The organism is Streptomyces sp. NPDC059852 (assembly GCF_042731455.1).
Lineage (GTDB): Bacteria > Actinomycetota > Actinomycetes > Streptomycetales > Streptomycetaceae > Streptomyces.
In genome coordinates this window covers 89,904-104,176 of the sequence record NZ_JBHWJK010000020.1, presented here as the reverse complement: position 1 = coordinate 104,176, position 14,273 = coordinate 89,904, and the positions used below count along the sequence as shown (strand labels likewise).

Genomic DNA, 14,273 nt, shown 5'->3' with positions numbered 1-14,273 from the left:
GAGGCGGAGGGGGAGACCGGGACCGGCACACCGGGAGGTCCGCCCCGATGGACGACTACCCCCTCATCGAGGACCACGGCCTGGTCGGGGACCTGCAGACCGCCGCCCTGGTGAGCACCGACGGCAGCGTCGACTGGTTCTGCGCCCCGCGCTTCGACTCGCCGAGCGTGTTCGGCGCCCTGCTGGACAAGGACAAGGGCGGGCACTGCACGGTCCGGCCCCGGCACGGCGCGTACGCGACCAAGCAGTTGTACCTCCCGGACACCGCGATCCTGGTGACCCGCTACATGACCGAGGCCGGCGCCGGCGAGATACACGACTTCATGCCCGTCACCGGCACCACCGTCACCGAACGGCACCGCCTGGTGCGGATGGTCCGCTGTGTACGGGGACGGATGACGTTCGAGGTGGAGATCGCCCCCCGGTTCGACTACGGACGCCGCCCGCACCGGCTGCACATCACCACGCACGGGGCCACGTTCACCGCCGACGACGGCACGCGTCTCACCGTGCACCCGATCCGGGAACCGCACGACGAGCGGCTGATGGACGTCCTCGCCGACCGGCGCGACGCCCTGCACTTCACGATGACGCTGGAGGCCGGCCAGGAGCGGGGACTGATCCTCGAATGGGGCGGCGACGGGACCGCGCGGACGGTACGGCTCGCCGAGTACGGGGAGATGTTCCAGGAGACCGTGCGGTACTGGCGGTCGTGGCTGCACCAGTCCCGCTACACCGGCCGCTGGCGCGAAACGGTGGAGCGGTCCGCGATCACCCTGAAACTGATGACGTTCGCGCCCACCGGAGCCGTCGTCGCCGCCCCCACCGCCGCGCTGCCCGAGCAACTGGGCGGCGAACGCAACTGGGACTACCGGTTCACCTGGATCCGGGACGCGTCCTTCTCCGTGTACGCCCTGCTGGGCCTGGGCTTCACCGAGGAGGCGCAGGCGTTCATCCAGTGGCTGACCGACCGGGTCAGAGAGCGTGCCGGAGGCCACGGCGCCACCGGCCCGCTGAACATCATGTACCGGGTCGACGGCTCCTCCGACCTCGACGAGCAGACCCTGGACCACTGGGCGGGCTACGCCGGTTCGGCGCCCGTGCGCATCGGCAACGGCGCCGCCGGGCAGCTCCAGCTCGACATCTACGGCGAGGCCCTCGACAGCATCTACTTCGCGCACCGGCACGGACACCCGATGGCCCACCACGGCTGGACCGCGCTCCTCACCGACCTGGACTGGCTGGTGGACCACTGGGACCAGGCGGAGGAGGGCCTGTGGGAGACGCGCGGCGGCCGCCAGGACTTCACCTACGGCCGGGTCATGTCCTGGGTGGCCTTCGACCGCGCGCTGCGGCTCGCCGAGGCCAACGGCCGCCCGGCCGACCCCGACCGCTGGCGCAGGGCGCGCGACGCCTGCTACGAGCAGGTGATGAACAAGGGCTGGAGCCGGTCCCGGCGGGCGTTCGTGCAGCACTACGGCAGCGACGTCCTCGACTCCTCGCTGCTGCGGATGGCGACGGTCGGCTTCATCACGCCCCAGGACCCGCTGTGGACGTCCACCCTCACCGCGATGGAGGACGAACTCGTCAGCGACAGCCTGGTCTACCGCTACAACCCCGAGGCGTCGCCGGACGGCCTGGCCGGCTCGGAGGGCACCTTCTCGCTGTGCACCTTCATGTACGTCGACGCCCTGGCCCGCGCGGGACGGACGGACCGGGCCCGGCTGGTGTTCGAGAAGATGATGGGGTACGCCAACCATCTGGGCCTGTACTCGGAGGAGATCGCGCCCACCGGGCGGCAGCTGGGGAACTTCCCGCAGGCGTTCACCCATCTGGCCCTCGTCGACGCGGCCCTCACCCTGGATGCGGCCCTCGACCGGAGGTGATCCGCCCGCCGGCCCGTCAGCCGCCGGTGGCGAACCCCGGGAACAGCGTCATCCCGCCGTCCACGAAGAGGGTGGCGCCCACGACGTAGTCGAACAGGTCGGACGCGAGGCCGACCGCGGCGTACGCGATGTCCTCCGGTTCGCCGATGCGCTCGTAGGGGATGAGCCGCTGCAACTCCGCGCGGGCCTCGGGGGTGTTCCAGGCGTCGCGGTTGATGGGCGTCCGGATCGCGCCCGGGGCGATGGCGTTCACGCGGATCTTCTTCGGCGCGAGCTCCTGGGCGAGCGTCCCCATCATCATCTGCACCCCGCCCTTGGACGCCGCGTAGTTGACGTGCCCGGCCCACGGGATGATCTGGTGCACCGAACTCATACAGATGATCTTCCCGGCGGCGCGGGACACCTCCGGGACGACGCCGCGCCGCAGGAACTCCTTGGTGACCTCCCTCGCGCACAGGAACTGCCCGGTGAGGTTGACGTCGATGACCTCGCGCCACTGGGCGAGGGTCATCTCGGTGAGCGGCGCGTCCCGCTGGAGACCGGCGTTGGCGACGAGGATGTCGACCGTGCCGAACTCCTCGATCATCCGGTTCGTCATGGTGACGACCTGGCCCTCGTCGGAGACGTCGGCCTCGTAGGCGGCCGCCCGCACGCCGTGGGACCGGATCTCCTCCGCCACGGCCTCGGCTTCCTCCGCCCCCGTCACGTAGTTGACGACGACATCCGCCCCGGCCTTCCCGAGCGCCACGGCCGTCGCCCGCCCGATCCCGGAGTTCGCGCCGGTGACCAGCGCCTTCTGCCCCTTGAGCAACTGCGGCGGAATGACGTCACGGGGCCTGCCCTGGGGGGAACTCACGATCACGGTCTCCTGCACTGCGCGGCCGGCTGCCCGGGCCCCAGCCCGGAGATCACCCGCCACCCAACCACCACGCCCCGCCGCTCCCCACGCGCCCGGGCCCGCGTTTGCGCCGACCGGCGCAGCGGGTTCGCCCACCTGGCGGCGGACGCCGGGTGCGTGCCGTGGATCTCGCGCGCACCGCCGGGAGTGGCCCCGGCACCTGTGGTGCGGGCGGGCTTCCAGGGTGCCGTGGGCTTCGCGGCGGCCACCCCGGGTCCGGGTCGCCCGGCGCCTGCCGTCGGATGCGAGGACGGCGGCTCCGGCGCGGTCGCCTCGGCCGCACGTCCGGGCCCCTGCCCACGCCGTCCGCCTCACGCGCCCCGGGGGCTGCCGCCCGCCTTCTGCGCAGCCGGGGCCTTCGCGGGCTTGCCGATGGGGGGGACCGTGCGGCCCGGGGGGAGGAGTTCCACCGTGACGAAGCCCACGACCGCTGCCAGGAGTACCACCGGTGTCATCTCCGCCCCGCCCATGAGCAGGACGACCAGGACCGCGCTGCTGACCGGCAGGCGCAGCGCGGCGCCACCCGCCGCCGCCATGCCGGCCGCCAGCCCGGGGACGACGCCCAGGCCGGGCAGGGGTGACAGCAGGACACCGGCCGCCGCTCCCAGGAACAGCGCCGGGAAGATCGGGCCGCCGCGCAGACTGCCCAGACACACGGCGTACGCGGCGCCCTTGCACAGCAGCACGGCGATCAGCGCGCCGACCCCCCACGCGTGCGGGTCCTGAGCCAGCTGGGCCAGCGTGGACTGGCCGGACGACGCCACGTCCGCCGGGTCCCGGTCGGTGACGAGGGTGTACACGGCACCGCACACACCGGCGGCCAGTGCGCAGACCACCGTACGGGGCACCGGCCGCCCGGCGACGAAGACCGCGGCGAGCCGCCCGATGTCCATGATCAGGTGCACGGCGACACCGACGGCGGCGGCCAGGGGGATGGCCCAGACGACGTCCCCGGCGTCGATGTGCGGGGTCGGCACGCCCAGGTGGAGCGTGAGGCTGCCGGTGGACAGGCCCGTCCAGCGGCCGAAGCCGGTGAACACGAGGGACCCGACGCCGCTGGACAGGAGCGCCGGCAGCATCACCGCGAACAGTCGCGGGCCGCCCACCCCGGCGACCTCTATCAGGATCACCGCGCCGATCAGCGGGTTGCCGAAGATCGCCGGCAGGGCCGCGGCCGCACCCGCCGCACCGAGCAGCGCCGCGCTCTGCGGGGTCGTCGGCGCCCGGGCCAGCCGCGCGAACAGCATGGCCAGGCCGCCGCCCAGCGCGATCAGCGGGGCCTCGGGGCCGAGCGTGGCGCCCAGCGGCAGGCTGGCGAACGCCGCCAGGATGACGCCCGGCAGGGTGGCCGCGGTCGTTCCGGGAGCGTGCAGCCCGGCCGCCGGCACATGCCCGCCCGCGCCCGGAAGATGACGGACCACCAGGCCGACGCAGACACCGGCGACCGCCAGCAGCGGCAGCGGCCACCACCACGGTGGCGTGTCCCAGCCCAGCGTGTCGGGCAGGTCGGCCCACAGCGCGTGCTCCAGCTGGTGCAGCCCGGCCAGGAAGAAGAACGCCAGCAGGGAGACCGGAACGCCGATCAGCGCGGAGAAGACGAGCGCCTTCAGATACGCCGGATCGCGGAGCATCTCGCGCAGCCGGTCCGCCTCCTCCGGCTGGGTCCGTCCGCCCTGCGGGGACGTCTCGCGCACGCCCTGCCCGTCGTGCGTCAAGCGAGGATCCGGCGCTTCTGGTCCTGGAACTCCTCCTCGGTGAGCACCCCTTGGGCCTTGAGGTCACCGAGCTGCTTCAACTGGTCGATCTTGGTGGTCATGTCGTCGGCGTTCGGCACCGGCTCGGCCGGGGCGGGCGCCGCGGGCGCGGCCTCCTGCCCGTAGGCGAACCGGCGCTCACGGTCCTGCTCGGCCCACCGGCCCGCCTGCCGGCGCGAGACCCGGTTGGACACCGCCGTGGCGGTGCCGGAGATGACGGCCGTGCGGGCGACCCCGCGAAGCAGTCCTGGCATGTCACTCGTCTCCCTGCTGAGGTGGGCCCGGCGCGATGGCCGCCGTCGCTGTCACCGTGCGCCGGCGGTCCCGCCCGCGGGTGCCGCCGCCTCGGCCGCGTCCAGCGACGCCACCAGGCTGTCCATGGGGATACGGCCGCTCGCCACGAGTTCGGCACCGCCGCGCCGCAGCGCGCGGGCCAGGGGAGCGGCCCACAGGTTCTCGTAGACCAGTACGGCGGCGGAGTTGCCCGCCTCGAGCGCGGCGCAGGCGTCCTGCAGGTCGCCCTGGTCCAGCAGTCCCGAGGACGCCCCCTCGAACATCGTCAGGTCGACCTCGTCACCGGTGTCGCGCAGTTCCATGGCCTCGACCGACCCGTCGGTGCCCTTGCGCACGAAGGCCAGGTCGAGGACGCGGATGATGCCCCGGTCGACCAGGTCGACGAGGAGGGGGAGCCCCTCACCCGTCATCCGGCTGCCGGGGAACTCGACGATCAGGTAGTCGACGGGCCCCATGTCCGCGATGTCCTGGTGCATGACCTCTCCTCACACGAACGGTTCGGGCCCGGCCGCGATCCCGGTGGCGGGGGCGTCCGCGCGACCGAGTCCGGCCCTGCAGTCATTGCAGCACTCGGCCCGCCCGCCTGCATCCGGGGCGCCGCCCGACGGTCGACGGGCCCGGCGGTGCGGGTTGGGCGGGTGCCGCGCGGGCACTCGGAGCGGGTCCCGACGTCTCCGGACCCGCAGGAAGTGAGGGATCACGGTGGCGAAGAACGCGAAGAACGCGAAGAAGTCCGACGACGGCCTCGCCAAGGGCGACGAGGTGACCTGGAAGAGTCACGGCGGCACCGCCGAGGGCACCGTCGAGCGGAAGATCACGCGCCGTACGGAGGCCGCCGGCCGTACCGTCGACGCCTCCGCCGAGGAACCGCAGTACGAGGTGCGCAGCGAGAAGTCCGGCAGGTCCGCCGTCCACAAGCCGTCCGCGCTGCGCAAGAAGTGAGCGGGGGAGTATGCAGACGTTCCTGCCGGACCCCGACTTCCACCGGACGGCGCTGCTGCTGGACCGGCGGCGGCTGGGCAAGCAGCGGGTCGAGGCGCTCCAGGTGCTGCGCGGCCTGACCGTGCCCGGCTACGGCTGGCGCCGTCATCCGGCCGTGCGCATGTGGACCGGATACGAGGAGGCCCTGGTGCGCTACGGCCTGGAGATCTGCCGGGTCTGGCGGGACCAGGGGCACCAGGACAGCTGCGCCGCCTCCCTGGTCTCCGGACTTGCCGCGCACCGGCCCGGCCCCGTCCGGGGGCAGGACGAACTGGCGGCGGCCGCCGAGCTGCCGCCGTGGCTCGGCGACGAGGCGTTCCACGAGAGCCACCGCTCGGCGCTGGTCCGCAAGGACCCCGAGGTGTACGCCGCGCTGTTCCCCGGTGTGGCCGACGACCTGCCGTACGTGTGGCCGGCCTCCGACCGGGAGCGCGCGTCCGCCGCCGGGTGATTCCGCGACGGAGGAAGGGAGGCGGGCCGTGCTGAGCGTGGTGCGTGACCATCTGGGACAGGCCCTGTTCCGCCGGGTCGCGGGCCCGGACGGGCCGGCGACCCGTGCCCGTATCCATCTGACCCCGGGGCCGCGCTGGTTCGGCCCCGACCGGCCGATCCGCGCGGTCCACGGCGACGCGTCGATGTTCATCGGCGGGCTCAGCGCGCTGCTGCTGCAGTCCCTGCACCCGCTGGCGATGGCGGCCGTGGCCGGGCACTCCGGCTACCGGGGAGACCCGTGGGGCCGCCTCCAGCGCACCAGCACCTTCCTCGCCGTGACGACGTACGGCACCGCCGAGGACGCCCAGCGGGCGGTCGACCAGGTCCGCGCCATCCACGAGCGCATCCGCGGCACGACCGCGGACGGCGAGCCGTACCACGCGGCCGACCCGCATCTGCTCGGCTGGGTGCACGCCGCCGAGACGGACAGCTTCCTCCGCGCCCACCAGCGCTTCGGCGCGCGCCCCCTGGACCCGGACGGCTACGACGGCTACGTAGCCGACGCCGCACGGGTGGCGCGGGCCCTCGGCGTGATCGACCCGCCGCGCGACCGCCGCGAGCTGGCGGCCCGCCTCGCCGCCTACCGGCCCGAGCTCCGGGCCACCCCCGAGGCCCGGGGGACCGCCCGCTTCCTGCTGCTCCAGCCCCCCGTGCCCCTCGCCGTCCGCCCGCTGTACGGCGGCCTGGCCGCGAACGCCGTGGCCCTGCTGCCCCCGTGGGCCCGCCGCCTGCTGGGGCTGCCCCGCATCCCGCTCGTCGAGGACATCGCGATCCGCCCCACCGGCCAGGCGCTCACCCGCACGATCCGCTGGATGATGCGCCCCCCGACGACCCCCGGCCCGGATTGAGCACGCGCGGTTCGGCCGTCCCGCATCCGGACCCGCGTCCCTGATGGGGTGCGGAAGAGTGCCGCCGGGCGCGCCGCCGCAGTCCGGCCCGTTCAACCCGGCGTGCCGGGTCGGCCCGTGGACGGGACGGCGCCCGGCACACCGGGCCGGGCCGGCCGTGCCCGGCTCACACCTCCCGCATCCAGGCCCGCGTCCCGAACGACGTGCAGGAGCGGGCGGCCAGGGTCGCCGCCGTACGGAGGGCTCCGGCGAAATCCGCGCCCGTCGGCGCGGCGTTCCGCGCCAGCGCGTGTGTCAGCGCGCCGTGCAGGACGTCGCCGGCGCCCAGGGTGTCGACCACGGGCACCTCGGGGACCTCCACCGTGCCGCCGCCGTCCGGTCCCGCCCACACCAGGGGGCGGGGTCCGTGGCTGACGGCCGCCCAGGTGACGCCCTGGTCCCGCAGGAACCGCAGGGTGTCCCCGGCGGCCCCGGGTGGCCGGAAGGACGCCGAGCACACGGCCACGTCGATGTACGGCAGCAGGTCCTCCGTCCCCGGCTTCCAGCTGCCTCCGTCGAGCACGGTCCGGCGCCCCGCCGCCCGTGCCGCACGCGCCGTGGCGAGCGCCAGGGCGGGGTGGTGGCCGTCGAACTGCACGATGTCGCAGGCGGCGACCAGGGCGCCGAGGTCCGGGGGCGGGGCGAGCCGGTGCGCGCGGGCGTTGGTGGAGGCGACGGCACGCTCCCCGGTGCCGGCGGTGACCAGCACCGAGGAGACGGCGGGCGGCTCGTCCCGGCCGGCGGCCAGATCGATCACGGCCACCCCCGCCCGGTCCAGGTCCGTTCGGACGGTCTCACCCAGCGGGTGCGAGCCGACCGCGGTGAGCAGCCGTGCCGCGCCCCCCAGATGGGCGAAGGCCACGGCCGCGTTCGCCGCCGGACCGCCGGCCACGACGAGCTGGTCCCGTGCCGTCAGCTTCTCGTCGGGGGCCGGCACCCGGTCCACGAGCTGCACGACGTCCAGTGTGCACAGTCCGACGAACAGCCCGCGCGGGCGGCCCCTCGTCCGCGGTCCCATCCTTGCTCCTCCCCGCCGGGGCGTGAGTACGGTGTGGCCATGGATCCTCCGGTCCCGAGGCCGGCCGCGCAAGGAAGGTAGGGGGAAGGTGCCTTTCGGCCGTCCGGGGGCACACGGAGGACACACCGGGGCGGGGCGTGGCTCGAAAGGGCGTGCGGGCCCGCGGCCGGGGAACCCGGATCGATCGCAGGGAGGCACGACGTGGAAGGGTCGCAGGACACGGAGACCCTGCGCCGCGAGGCCGTGGCGCCGGCGCCCGCCGCGCTGTCCCGCGCCCTGGACGCCCTCGGCGCCGGCGCCTACGTCGTCGACGAACGCGGCTGCATCATCGCGGTGAACGCCCGGGCGGAGCGCATGCTCGGCAGAAGCGCCGACGAACTCACCGGCTACGACGCCCATGACCTGCTGCACCGCGGCCCGCACGGCCAGCCGCTGCCGCACAGCCGGTGCGCCATGCGCCAGGCGTTCCACGATGGCCGGCCGGCCCAGGGCGCGGGCGAGTACTTCGCGCTGCCCGACGGTTCCGTCAGCCCCGTCGCCTGGATGATCATGCCGTACACGCTCGACGGCCAGGACGACCATCACACGCTGGTGGTCTTCCACCCTCGGGAGATCGCCGAGGAGCAGGACGCGTCGGCGGAGGCACCGGCCGCCACCCTCACCGAGCTGGAACGCCTGGCCCTGCTCGCCGAGGCCACCGCCCAGCTGACCTCGACCCTCGACACCGAGGAGACGCTGCGCCGGCTCGGCCATCTGGTCGTGCCCCGGCTCGCCGACTGGGTGATCGTCGACCTGATCACCGAGCGCGACGAGGTGTGGCGGGACGTCGTGGCCCACGCGGACGGCGCGACCCTCAAACGGCACGAGGACCTGGAAGGCCCCATGCCGCCCGTGCTGGCGGAGTCCCAGTGGCCGCTGTCGAGGGCCCTGCGCGGGGCGTCCTCCACCGTGACCGGACCCGAGACGTACCACCGTCAGCCCGACTCCGGGATCGCGGTCGAGCAGCGCCGCCTGTTCGACCGTACGGGCATGCACTCGGCGGCCATCGCCCCCATCCGCGGCACCCGCGAGGTGCTGGGAGCGCTGACGCTGGGCCGTGCCGAGGACCCGGTGGCCTTCACCACCGCCGACCTCCCGCTGGTCGAGGACATCGCGCGCCGCGCCGGGCTCGCCCTGGACAACGCCCGCCTGTACCAGCGCCAGCGCAAGGTCGCCGAGACCATGCAGAACCATCTGCTGCCGCAGATGCCGGGCGTGCCGGGCCTGGAGATGACGGCCCGCTATCTGCCCGCGCCGGACGCCTCGCAGGTCGGCGGCGACTGGTACGACGCGTTCCCGCTGTCCGACGGGGCCACCGCCCTGGCCATCGGCGACGTCGTCGGCCACGACCTGGAGGCGGCGTCCGGCATGGCGCAGGTGCGCAACATGCTGCGGGCCTACGCCTGGTCGCAGAACGAGCCACCCAGCCGGATCGTGACCCGGCTCGACGAGGCGATGGAGCACATCACCGACGTCGGCATGGCCACCATGATCTTCGCTCGCATCGAGGCGCTGGACGACGGCACCTGGCGGCTGTCCTGGACCAACGCGGGACATCCGCCGCCGCTGCTCATCGCCCGGGACGGCGTGGCCCGCTTCCTCGAGAGCGGGCACGGCGTGGCCCTGGGCACCGGCCTGCGCACCCGGCGGCCGGACGCGCAGGCCGTGCTGGAGCCGGGCTCCACCCTCGTGCTCTACACGGACGGCCTCGTCGAGGAGCACGGCCAGATCCTCGACGTGGGCCTGGACCGGTTGCGCCGGCACGCGGCCGCCTACGTGCACCGGCCGCTCTCCGTCCTCGCCGATCAGGTGCTGCGCCGCGTCCGCCCCGCCGACAACGACGACGACGTGGCCCTTCTCGCGCTGCGCGCCCCGGCCTGACCGCGGACTGCGAAGAGACGTGTGAGCACGTCTTGTTGACGCGCAGTCAACCACGGTGGTTCAGTGGCTCAGTCACTGAACCACACCCGGGCTGGGGGCCTCGAATGGGAGCACTGCCGCGCGAGACGGTCGTCGACGTACTGGAACAGCGCCTGCGCGAGCGGATCCTCGCCGGGCGCCATCCCGCCGGGAGCTATCTGCCCCCGGAGAGGGAACTCGCCGACGAGTACGGCGTCAACCGCACCACCCTCAAGCACGCGTTCGGCCGCCTGGTGCACGCGGGACTCCTGGAGACCCGCCACGGCGTGGGCACGCGGGTCCGTGACTTCCTGCGGCTGGGCGGGGCGGACCTGCTGCCGATGCTGGTGCGGCACAGCCCCGACTGGATCGGGGAGATCTTCGAAGTGCGGCGCAGCATCGGCGCGTTGATCGCCGAGCGCGCCGCCTCCCGTGCCACCGAGGCCCAGATCGCCGAACTGCGCCGCCTCGTCGCGGCCGTCGGGGAGGTCGACGGCGGCGAGGACGCGCAGCTCGCGGACGCCGAGGTGCACCGCGCCCTCGCCCGCGCCACCGGCAACCGGGTGTACGTCCTGCTGACCAACACCCTGTTCAACGCCTATCTGCCGGTCCGCTCCGCACTCGTGGGGCCCTTCCAGGACGCCCGGGCCGCCCACGACCGGCTGGCCCCCGTCGTCGAGGCCGTCGCCGCGCGCGACGAGAGCGCGGCCCACGCGGCCGCCGGAGCCTATCTGTCCACGACGGAACGCCTCATGCTCGAAGGACTGGCCTCCGCCGGCCGGGGCCGGGGCGGGGAGCGGTGAGCGCCCGCGGGACCGAGTTCCGGGAGACCCTGCTGGGGCGCGTACGCCTCGACGGCGAGGACCGCGAACGCCCCGTCCGGCTCGACCTCGTGGCCCGCGCCGGCACGGTGGTGCTGCCGCACCGCACCACCCGGGCCCGGCTCACGGGCCGCGTGCGGATCGCGGGGCGCGCCGACGACGCCGAAGCCACCGGGGAGCTGGAGATATCGCCGCTGGCCCGCCGCAGGATCCGCTACCGGATCACCTTCACCCTGGAGGGCCGGCGCCTCGAACTGGACGGCTGGAAGTCCCTCTCGCCGGCCCGGCCCGTCACCTCGATGACCGTCCTGCCGTACAGCCTCCTCGAGGACGGGCGGCCGGCCGGGCAGGGCACGCTCCGCTTCCCGCTCGGCACCGGACTGCTGCCGTTCCTCGCGAGCTTCCGCTTCCCCCGGGCCTCCGCGGACGACCCCGGACGGCACCTCGCGGCCCGCTGGGACGGGCGGCCGGGCCGCACCGAGGTCTGGTACACGACCCTCACCGACCCGGCGACCGGCACCGGGGTCTGGCTGCACCACGAAGTCGTCGCCCCCACGGACGGATCGGCCGCCTACGCGCACGGCTGGGCCGCCGTCTTCCCGCCGAACGGCCCGGTGCGGCACGCCCGGTTCGGGCCCGTCCCCGCGACCCACGGCTCCGAGGGCTTCACCGCCGACGGCGTCCGCGTCGCCCCCGGCACGCTGTCCGGCAGCGCCGGCCCGTTCACCTGGTCGCTCACCGAGACACCGCACGGCCCGCCGCTGCACACCTTCCCCCGCTGGTCCTGGCGCCACCCCTGGCTGCCCGCCAGCCACATGCTCCCGGCCGCCCGCTGCCGGTACACCGGCACCGTCCGCCACGACGACGGCGAAGAGCTGCGGCTGGACGGCGCGTTCGGCGCGAGCGCCCGTATCTACGGCCACGGCAACGCCGCCCGCTGGGCGTGGCTCCACGCCGACCTGGGCGGCGGCGACCTCCTGGAGATCGTCGCCGCCGTGTCCACCCGCCCCGGACTCGACCGGCTGCCCCCGCTCGTCTTCCTGCGGCTCCTGCGCGGCGGGCGGACCTGGCCGGGACGCGCCGAACGCACCGCCGTGGGCTGGGCGGGCGCCGGCCGGTTCACGGCCGACCTCGGCCTGCCCCGCTGGCGGGTGACCGGCCGGGCCGGACTGCGCCGTATCCGGGTGACGGTGACCCAGCCCGAGGAGCGGACCCTGGCCCTGGACTACACCGACCCCGACGGATCCGCCGCCGTCTGCCGCAACAGCGAGAGCGCCGACGCGGACATCCGCCTGGAACGCTGGTGGGGGCGGTGGCGGCCGGAGGCCCACTGGCGTCTGGTGGGCACGGCCCACGCGGAGGTCGGCGAGCGATGACGCCTCGTACGGACACCGCCCTGCCGGCCCTGACCGCCGCGTTCCTCGCGGACGACGGCACCACCGACTGGGTGCGGGGCGTGCCGCGCCGCCTGCGGACCCTGCTGGACGCGATGCCGCGCTCCGCCCGTACCGCCGTCCACGGCGCGGCCCTCGCCGTCGACGCGTACGCCCTGGCCCGCACCGGTCGCCGCCTCACCGCGCTGACCCCCGAGGAACGCGAGCGCCTGCTGGCCCGCCTCGCCGCGCACCGGACCGCCCTGCCGGTCCTCGACGCGCTCAAGGTGCCGGTGCTGCTCGCCGCCGGGACGGAACGGATGCTGCATCGCGGGGCCCCGTCCGCGCGGCCGGCCGCCGAGGACCCGCCGCTGGACTGCACGCCGTCCCCCGCCTGGCCCAGCCGGTCCACCGCCGACGCCGTCGTCGTCGGATCCGGCGCCGGCGGTGCCATGGCGGCGCGCACCCTGGCCCGCGCAGGACTGCGGGTCGTGGTCGTGGAGGAGGGCGACCACCACACCACCGCCTCGTTCGCGGACCGGACCCCGCTCGACCGCTTCACCGCGCTGTACCGGGACGCCGGGGCCACGATCGCGTACGGCGCCCCTCCGCTGGTCATCCCGACCGGGCGCGCCGTCGGAGGCACCACCGTCGTCAACTCCGGTACCTGCTACCGCACTCCGGACCACGTCCTCACCCGCTGGCGCACCACCCACGGCTTCGCCGCCGCCGACGGTCTCGCCACCCACCTCGACGAGGCGGAACGCACCCTGCGCGTCGCCCGGCAGCCGCTCGACGTCCTCGGCGAGAACGGCCGGCTCGCCCTGTCCGGCGCCGGGCGCCTCGGCTGGGCCGCGGGCCCCCTGCGGCGCAACGCGCCCGGCTGCCGGGGCTCCTGCCAGTGCGTCGTCGGCTGCCCCACCGGAGCGAAGCAGAGCGTGCAGCTCTCGGTGCTGCCCGACGCGTGCGCGGCCGGTGCCCGGATCGTCACGGCCGCCCGCGTCCGGCGCATCCTCACCGACCGCGACCGGCCGGGCGGCCCCCGGGCCGCGGGCGTCCTGGTGAGCCGCCCCGACGGCAGCGAACTGGAGATCCTCAGCCCTCTCGTGGTCGTGGCGGCCGGCGCCCTCGGGACCCCGCAACTCCTGCGCCGCTCGGGGCTGGGCGGCCATCCGGGCCTCGGACGGAACCTCAGCGTCCACCCCGCCATCAGCGTCGCGGGCCGCTTCGGCACCCCCGTCGGCGGCGGGCGGGCCGTCCTGCAGAGCGTCGCGGTGGAGGAACTGCACGGCGACGGCATCCTCATCGAGGCCACCGCCGCGCCCCCGGGCATGAGCTCCTTCGTGCTGCCGGGCGCCGGACGCGCCCTGCGCCACGCGCTGGAGGACACCGAACACCTCGCGACGCTCGGGGCGATGGTCGCCGACCGTCCCTCCGGCCGCGTCCTCGGCCGGCACGGCACCCTGCTCCGCTACGACCTGGCACCCCGCGACGCGGGCCGTCTGCTGCGCGCCCAACGGGCCATGGGCCGCCTGCTGTTCGCCGCCGGTGCCGAGGAGGTCCTGACCGGCGTCCCGCACGCCCCCCGTGCCCGCGACATGGCGGAACTGGAGGCCCTGCCGGCGGACGTGTCCGTACGCCGGCTGCACGTGTCCGCGTTCCACCCCACCGGCACGGCCGCGGCCGGCGCCGACGAGGACCGGGCACCGGCCGACCCGGAGGGGCGTCTGCGGGGGGTGCACGGCGTGCTGATCGCGGACGGGTCCGTCCTGCCCAGCTGCCCGGAGGTGAACCCGCAGCTCAGCATCATGGCCGCCGCCCTGGCCGTCACGGACCGCTGGGTGAAGGGGATGTGACGGCGTGTCAGGAGGGTGGGGCGGCCGGTCACCGGCCGCCCCGCCTCTCTTTTTCCCGGCAGTCGATAGTGGTTG

13 protein-coding genes are annotated in these 14,273 nt (G+C 75.0%); 8 read left to right on the top strand and 5 right to left on the bottom strand.

Annotation, left to right across the window (positions count from 1 at the left end; genetic code table 11):
* The first annotated feature begins 47 nt into the window (after nucleotides 1-47).
* Nucleotides 48-1,886, top strand: coding sequence for a glycoside hydrolase family 15 protein (locus ACFV46_RS24345; RefSeq protein ID WP_385499647.1), 1,839 nt, complete (start codon nucleotides 48-50; stop codon nucleotides 1,884-1,886).
* A 16-nt stretch (nucleotides 1,887-1,902) separates the two neighbouring features.
* On the opposite strand, the gene ACFV46_RS24340 is transcribed toward ACFV46_RS24345, so the two are convergent.
* The 4 genes from ACFV46_RS24340 to ACFV46_RS24325 all read right to left on the bottom strand — a co-directional run bounded on the left by ACFV46_RS24340 (nucleotide 1,903) and on the right by ACFV46_RS24325 (nucleotide 5,308).
* Complete coding sequence (locus ACFV46_RS24340; RefSeq protein ID WP_385499646.1) at nucleotides 1,903-2,742, bottom strand: SDR family oxidoreductase; 840 nt, start codon at nucleotides 2,740-2,742, stop codon at nucleotides 1,903-1,905.
* Nucleotides 2,743-3,095: 353 nt separating this feature from the next.
* Entirely contained in the window at nucleotides 3,096-4,415 is a 1,320-nt protein-coding gene (locus ACFV46_RS24335) for a chloride channel protein (protein ID WP_385499687.1), read from the bottom strand.
* Nucleotides 4,416-4,495: 80 nt separating this feature from the next.
* Nucleotides 4,496-4,792 carry an SHOCT domain-containing protein gene (locus tag ACFV46_RS24330; RefSeq protein ID WP_361933926.1) on the bottom strand — a complete coding sequence of 99 codons (297 nt, stop codon included), beginning with the start codon at nucleotides 4,790-4,792 and terminating at the stop codon, nucleotides 4,496-4,498.
* Between the two features lie 51 nt (nucleotides 4,793-4,843).
* The gene (locus ACFV46_RS24325; protein WP_361933928.1) at nucleotides 4,844-5,308 is read right to left on the bottom strand and encodes a DUF6325 family protein; all 465 of its coding nucleotides are present in this window, start codon (nucleotides 5,306-5,308) and stop codon (nucleotides 4,844-4,846) included.
* Between the two features lie 226 nt (nucleotides 5,309-5,534).
* Between ACFV46_RS24325 and ACFV46_RS24320 the strand changes: the two genes are divergently transcribed.
* Genes ACFV46_RS24320 through ACFV46_RS24310 form a run of 3 tightly spaced genes read left to right on the top strand, consistent with a single transcriptional unit; the run spans nucleotide 5,535 to nucleotide 7,153 of the window.
* Nucleotides 5,535-5,774 (top strand): DUF2945 domain-containing protein, encoded by a 240-nt coding sequence (locus ACFV46_RS24320; protein ID WP_361933931.1) that lies wholly within the window; start codon nucleotides 5,535-5,537, stop codon nucleotides 5,772-5,774.
* A 10-nt stretch (nucleotides 5,775-5,784) separates the two neighbouring features.
* Nucleotides 5,785-6,264 carry an MSMEG_6728 family protein gene (locus tag ACFV46_RS24315; protein ID WP_385499645.1) on the top strand — a complete coding sequence of 160 codons (480 nt, stop codon included), beginning with the start codon at nucleotides 5,785-5,787 and terminating at the stop codon, nucleotides 6,262-6,264.
* Nucleotides 6,265-6,292: 28 nt separating this feature from the next.
* Nucleotides 6,293-7,153 (top strand): oxygenase MpaB family protein, encoded by an 861-nt coding sequence (locus ACFV46_RS24310; RefSeq protein ID WP_385499643.1) that lies wholly within the window; start codon nucleotides 6,293-6,295, stop codon nucleotides 7,151-7,153.
* Between the two features lie 166 nt (nucleotides 7,154-7,319).
* On the opposite strand, the gene ACFV46_RS24305 is transcribed toward ACFV46_RS24310, so the two are convergent.
* Entirely contained in the window at nucleotides 7,320-8,210 is an 891-nt protein-coding gene (locus tag ACFV46_RS24305) for a PfkB family carbohydrate kinase (protein WP_385499641.1), read from the bottom strand.
* Nucleotides 8,211-8,411: 201 nt separating this feature from the next.
* On the opposite strand from ACFV46_RS24305, the gene ACFV46_RS24300 reads away from it, so the two are divergent.
* From ACFV46_RS24300 to ACFV46_RS24285, 4 genes are all read left to right on the top strand, one after another.
* Complete coding sequence (locus ACFV46_RS24300) at nucleotides 8,412-10,130, top strand: SpoIIE family protein phosphatase (RefSeq protein ID WP_385499640.1); 1,719 nt, start codon at nucleotides 8,412-8,414, stop codon at nucleotides 10,128-10,130.
* A gap of 104 nt (nucleotides 10,131-10,234) precedes the next feature.
* Complete coding sequence (locus ACFV46_RS24295) at nucleotides 10,235-10,951, top strand: FadR/GntR family transcriptional regulator (protein WP_385499639.1); 717 nt, start codon at nucleotides 10,235-10,237, stop codon at nucleotides 10,949-10,951.
* On the top strand, nucleotides 10,948-12,345 hold the full coding sequence (locus tag ACFV46_RS24290) for a hypothetical protein (RefSeq protein WP_385499638.1): 1,398 nt from the start codon (nucleotides 10,948-10,950) through the stop codon (nucleotides 12,343-12,345). The genes ACFV46_RS24295 and ACFV46_RS24290 overlap by 4 nt, the downstream gene beginning before the upstream one ends.
* Nucleotides 12,342-14,198: a GMC family oxidoreductase N-terminal domain-containing protein gene (locus ACFV46_RS24285; RefSeq protein ID WP_385499636.1), complete on the top strand. Its 1,857-nt coding sequence runs from the start codon at nucleotides 12,342-12,344 to the stop codon at nucleotides 14,196-14,198. Before ACFV46_RS24290 ends, ACFV46_RS24285 begins: the two co-directional genes overlap by 4 nt.
* Nucleotides 14,199-14,273: the final 75 nt, after the last annotated feature.

What these genes read in the sequence shown, in the direction of transcription:
- ACFV46_RS24345 (WP_385499647.1), top strand. Translation starts at nt 48, where the DNA reads ATGGACGACTACCCCCTCATCGAGGACCACGGCCTGGTCGGGGACCTG.
- ACFV46_RS24335 (WP_385499687.1), bottom strand. Translation starts at nt 4,415, where the DNA reads ATGCTCCGCGATCCGGCGTATCTGAAGGCGCTCGTCTTCTCCGCGCTG.
- ACFV46_RS24330 (WP_361933926.1), bottom strand. Translation starts at nt 4,792, where the DNA reads ATGCCAGGACTGCTTCGCGGGGTCGCCCGCACGGCCGTCATCTCCGGC.
- ACFV46_RS24325 (WP_361933928.1), bottom strand. Translation starts at nt 5,308, where the DNA reads ATGCACCAGGACATCGCGGACATGGGGCCCGTCGACTACCTGATCGTC.
- ACFV46_RS24315 (WP_385499645.1), top strand. Translation starts at nt 5,785, where the DNA reads ATGCAGACGTTCCTGCCGGACCCCGACTTCCACCGGACGGCGCTGCTG.
- ACFV46_RS24305 (WP_385499641.1), bottom strand. Translation starts at nt 8,210, where the DNA reads ATGGGACCGCGGACGAGGGGCCGCCCGCGCGGGCTGTTCGTCGGACTG.
- ACFV46_RS24295 (WP_385499639.1), top strand. Translation starts at nt 10,235, where the DNA reads ATGGGAGCACTGCCGCGCGAGACGGTCGTCGACGTACTGGAACAGCGC.
- ACFV46_RS24285 (WP_385499636.1), top strand. Translation starts at nt 12,342, where the DNA reads ATGACGCCTCGTACGGACACCGCCCTGCCGGCCCTGACCGCCGCGTTC.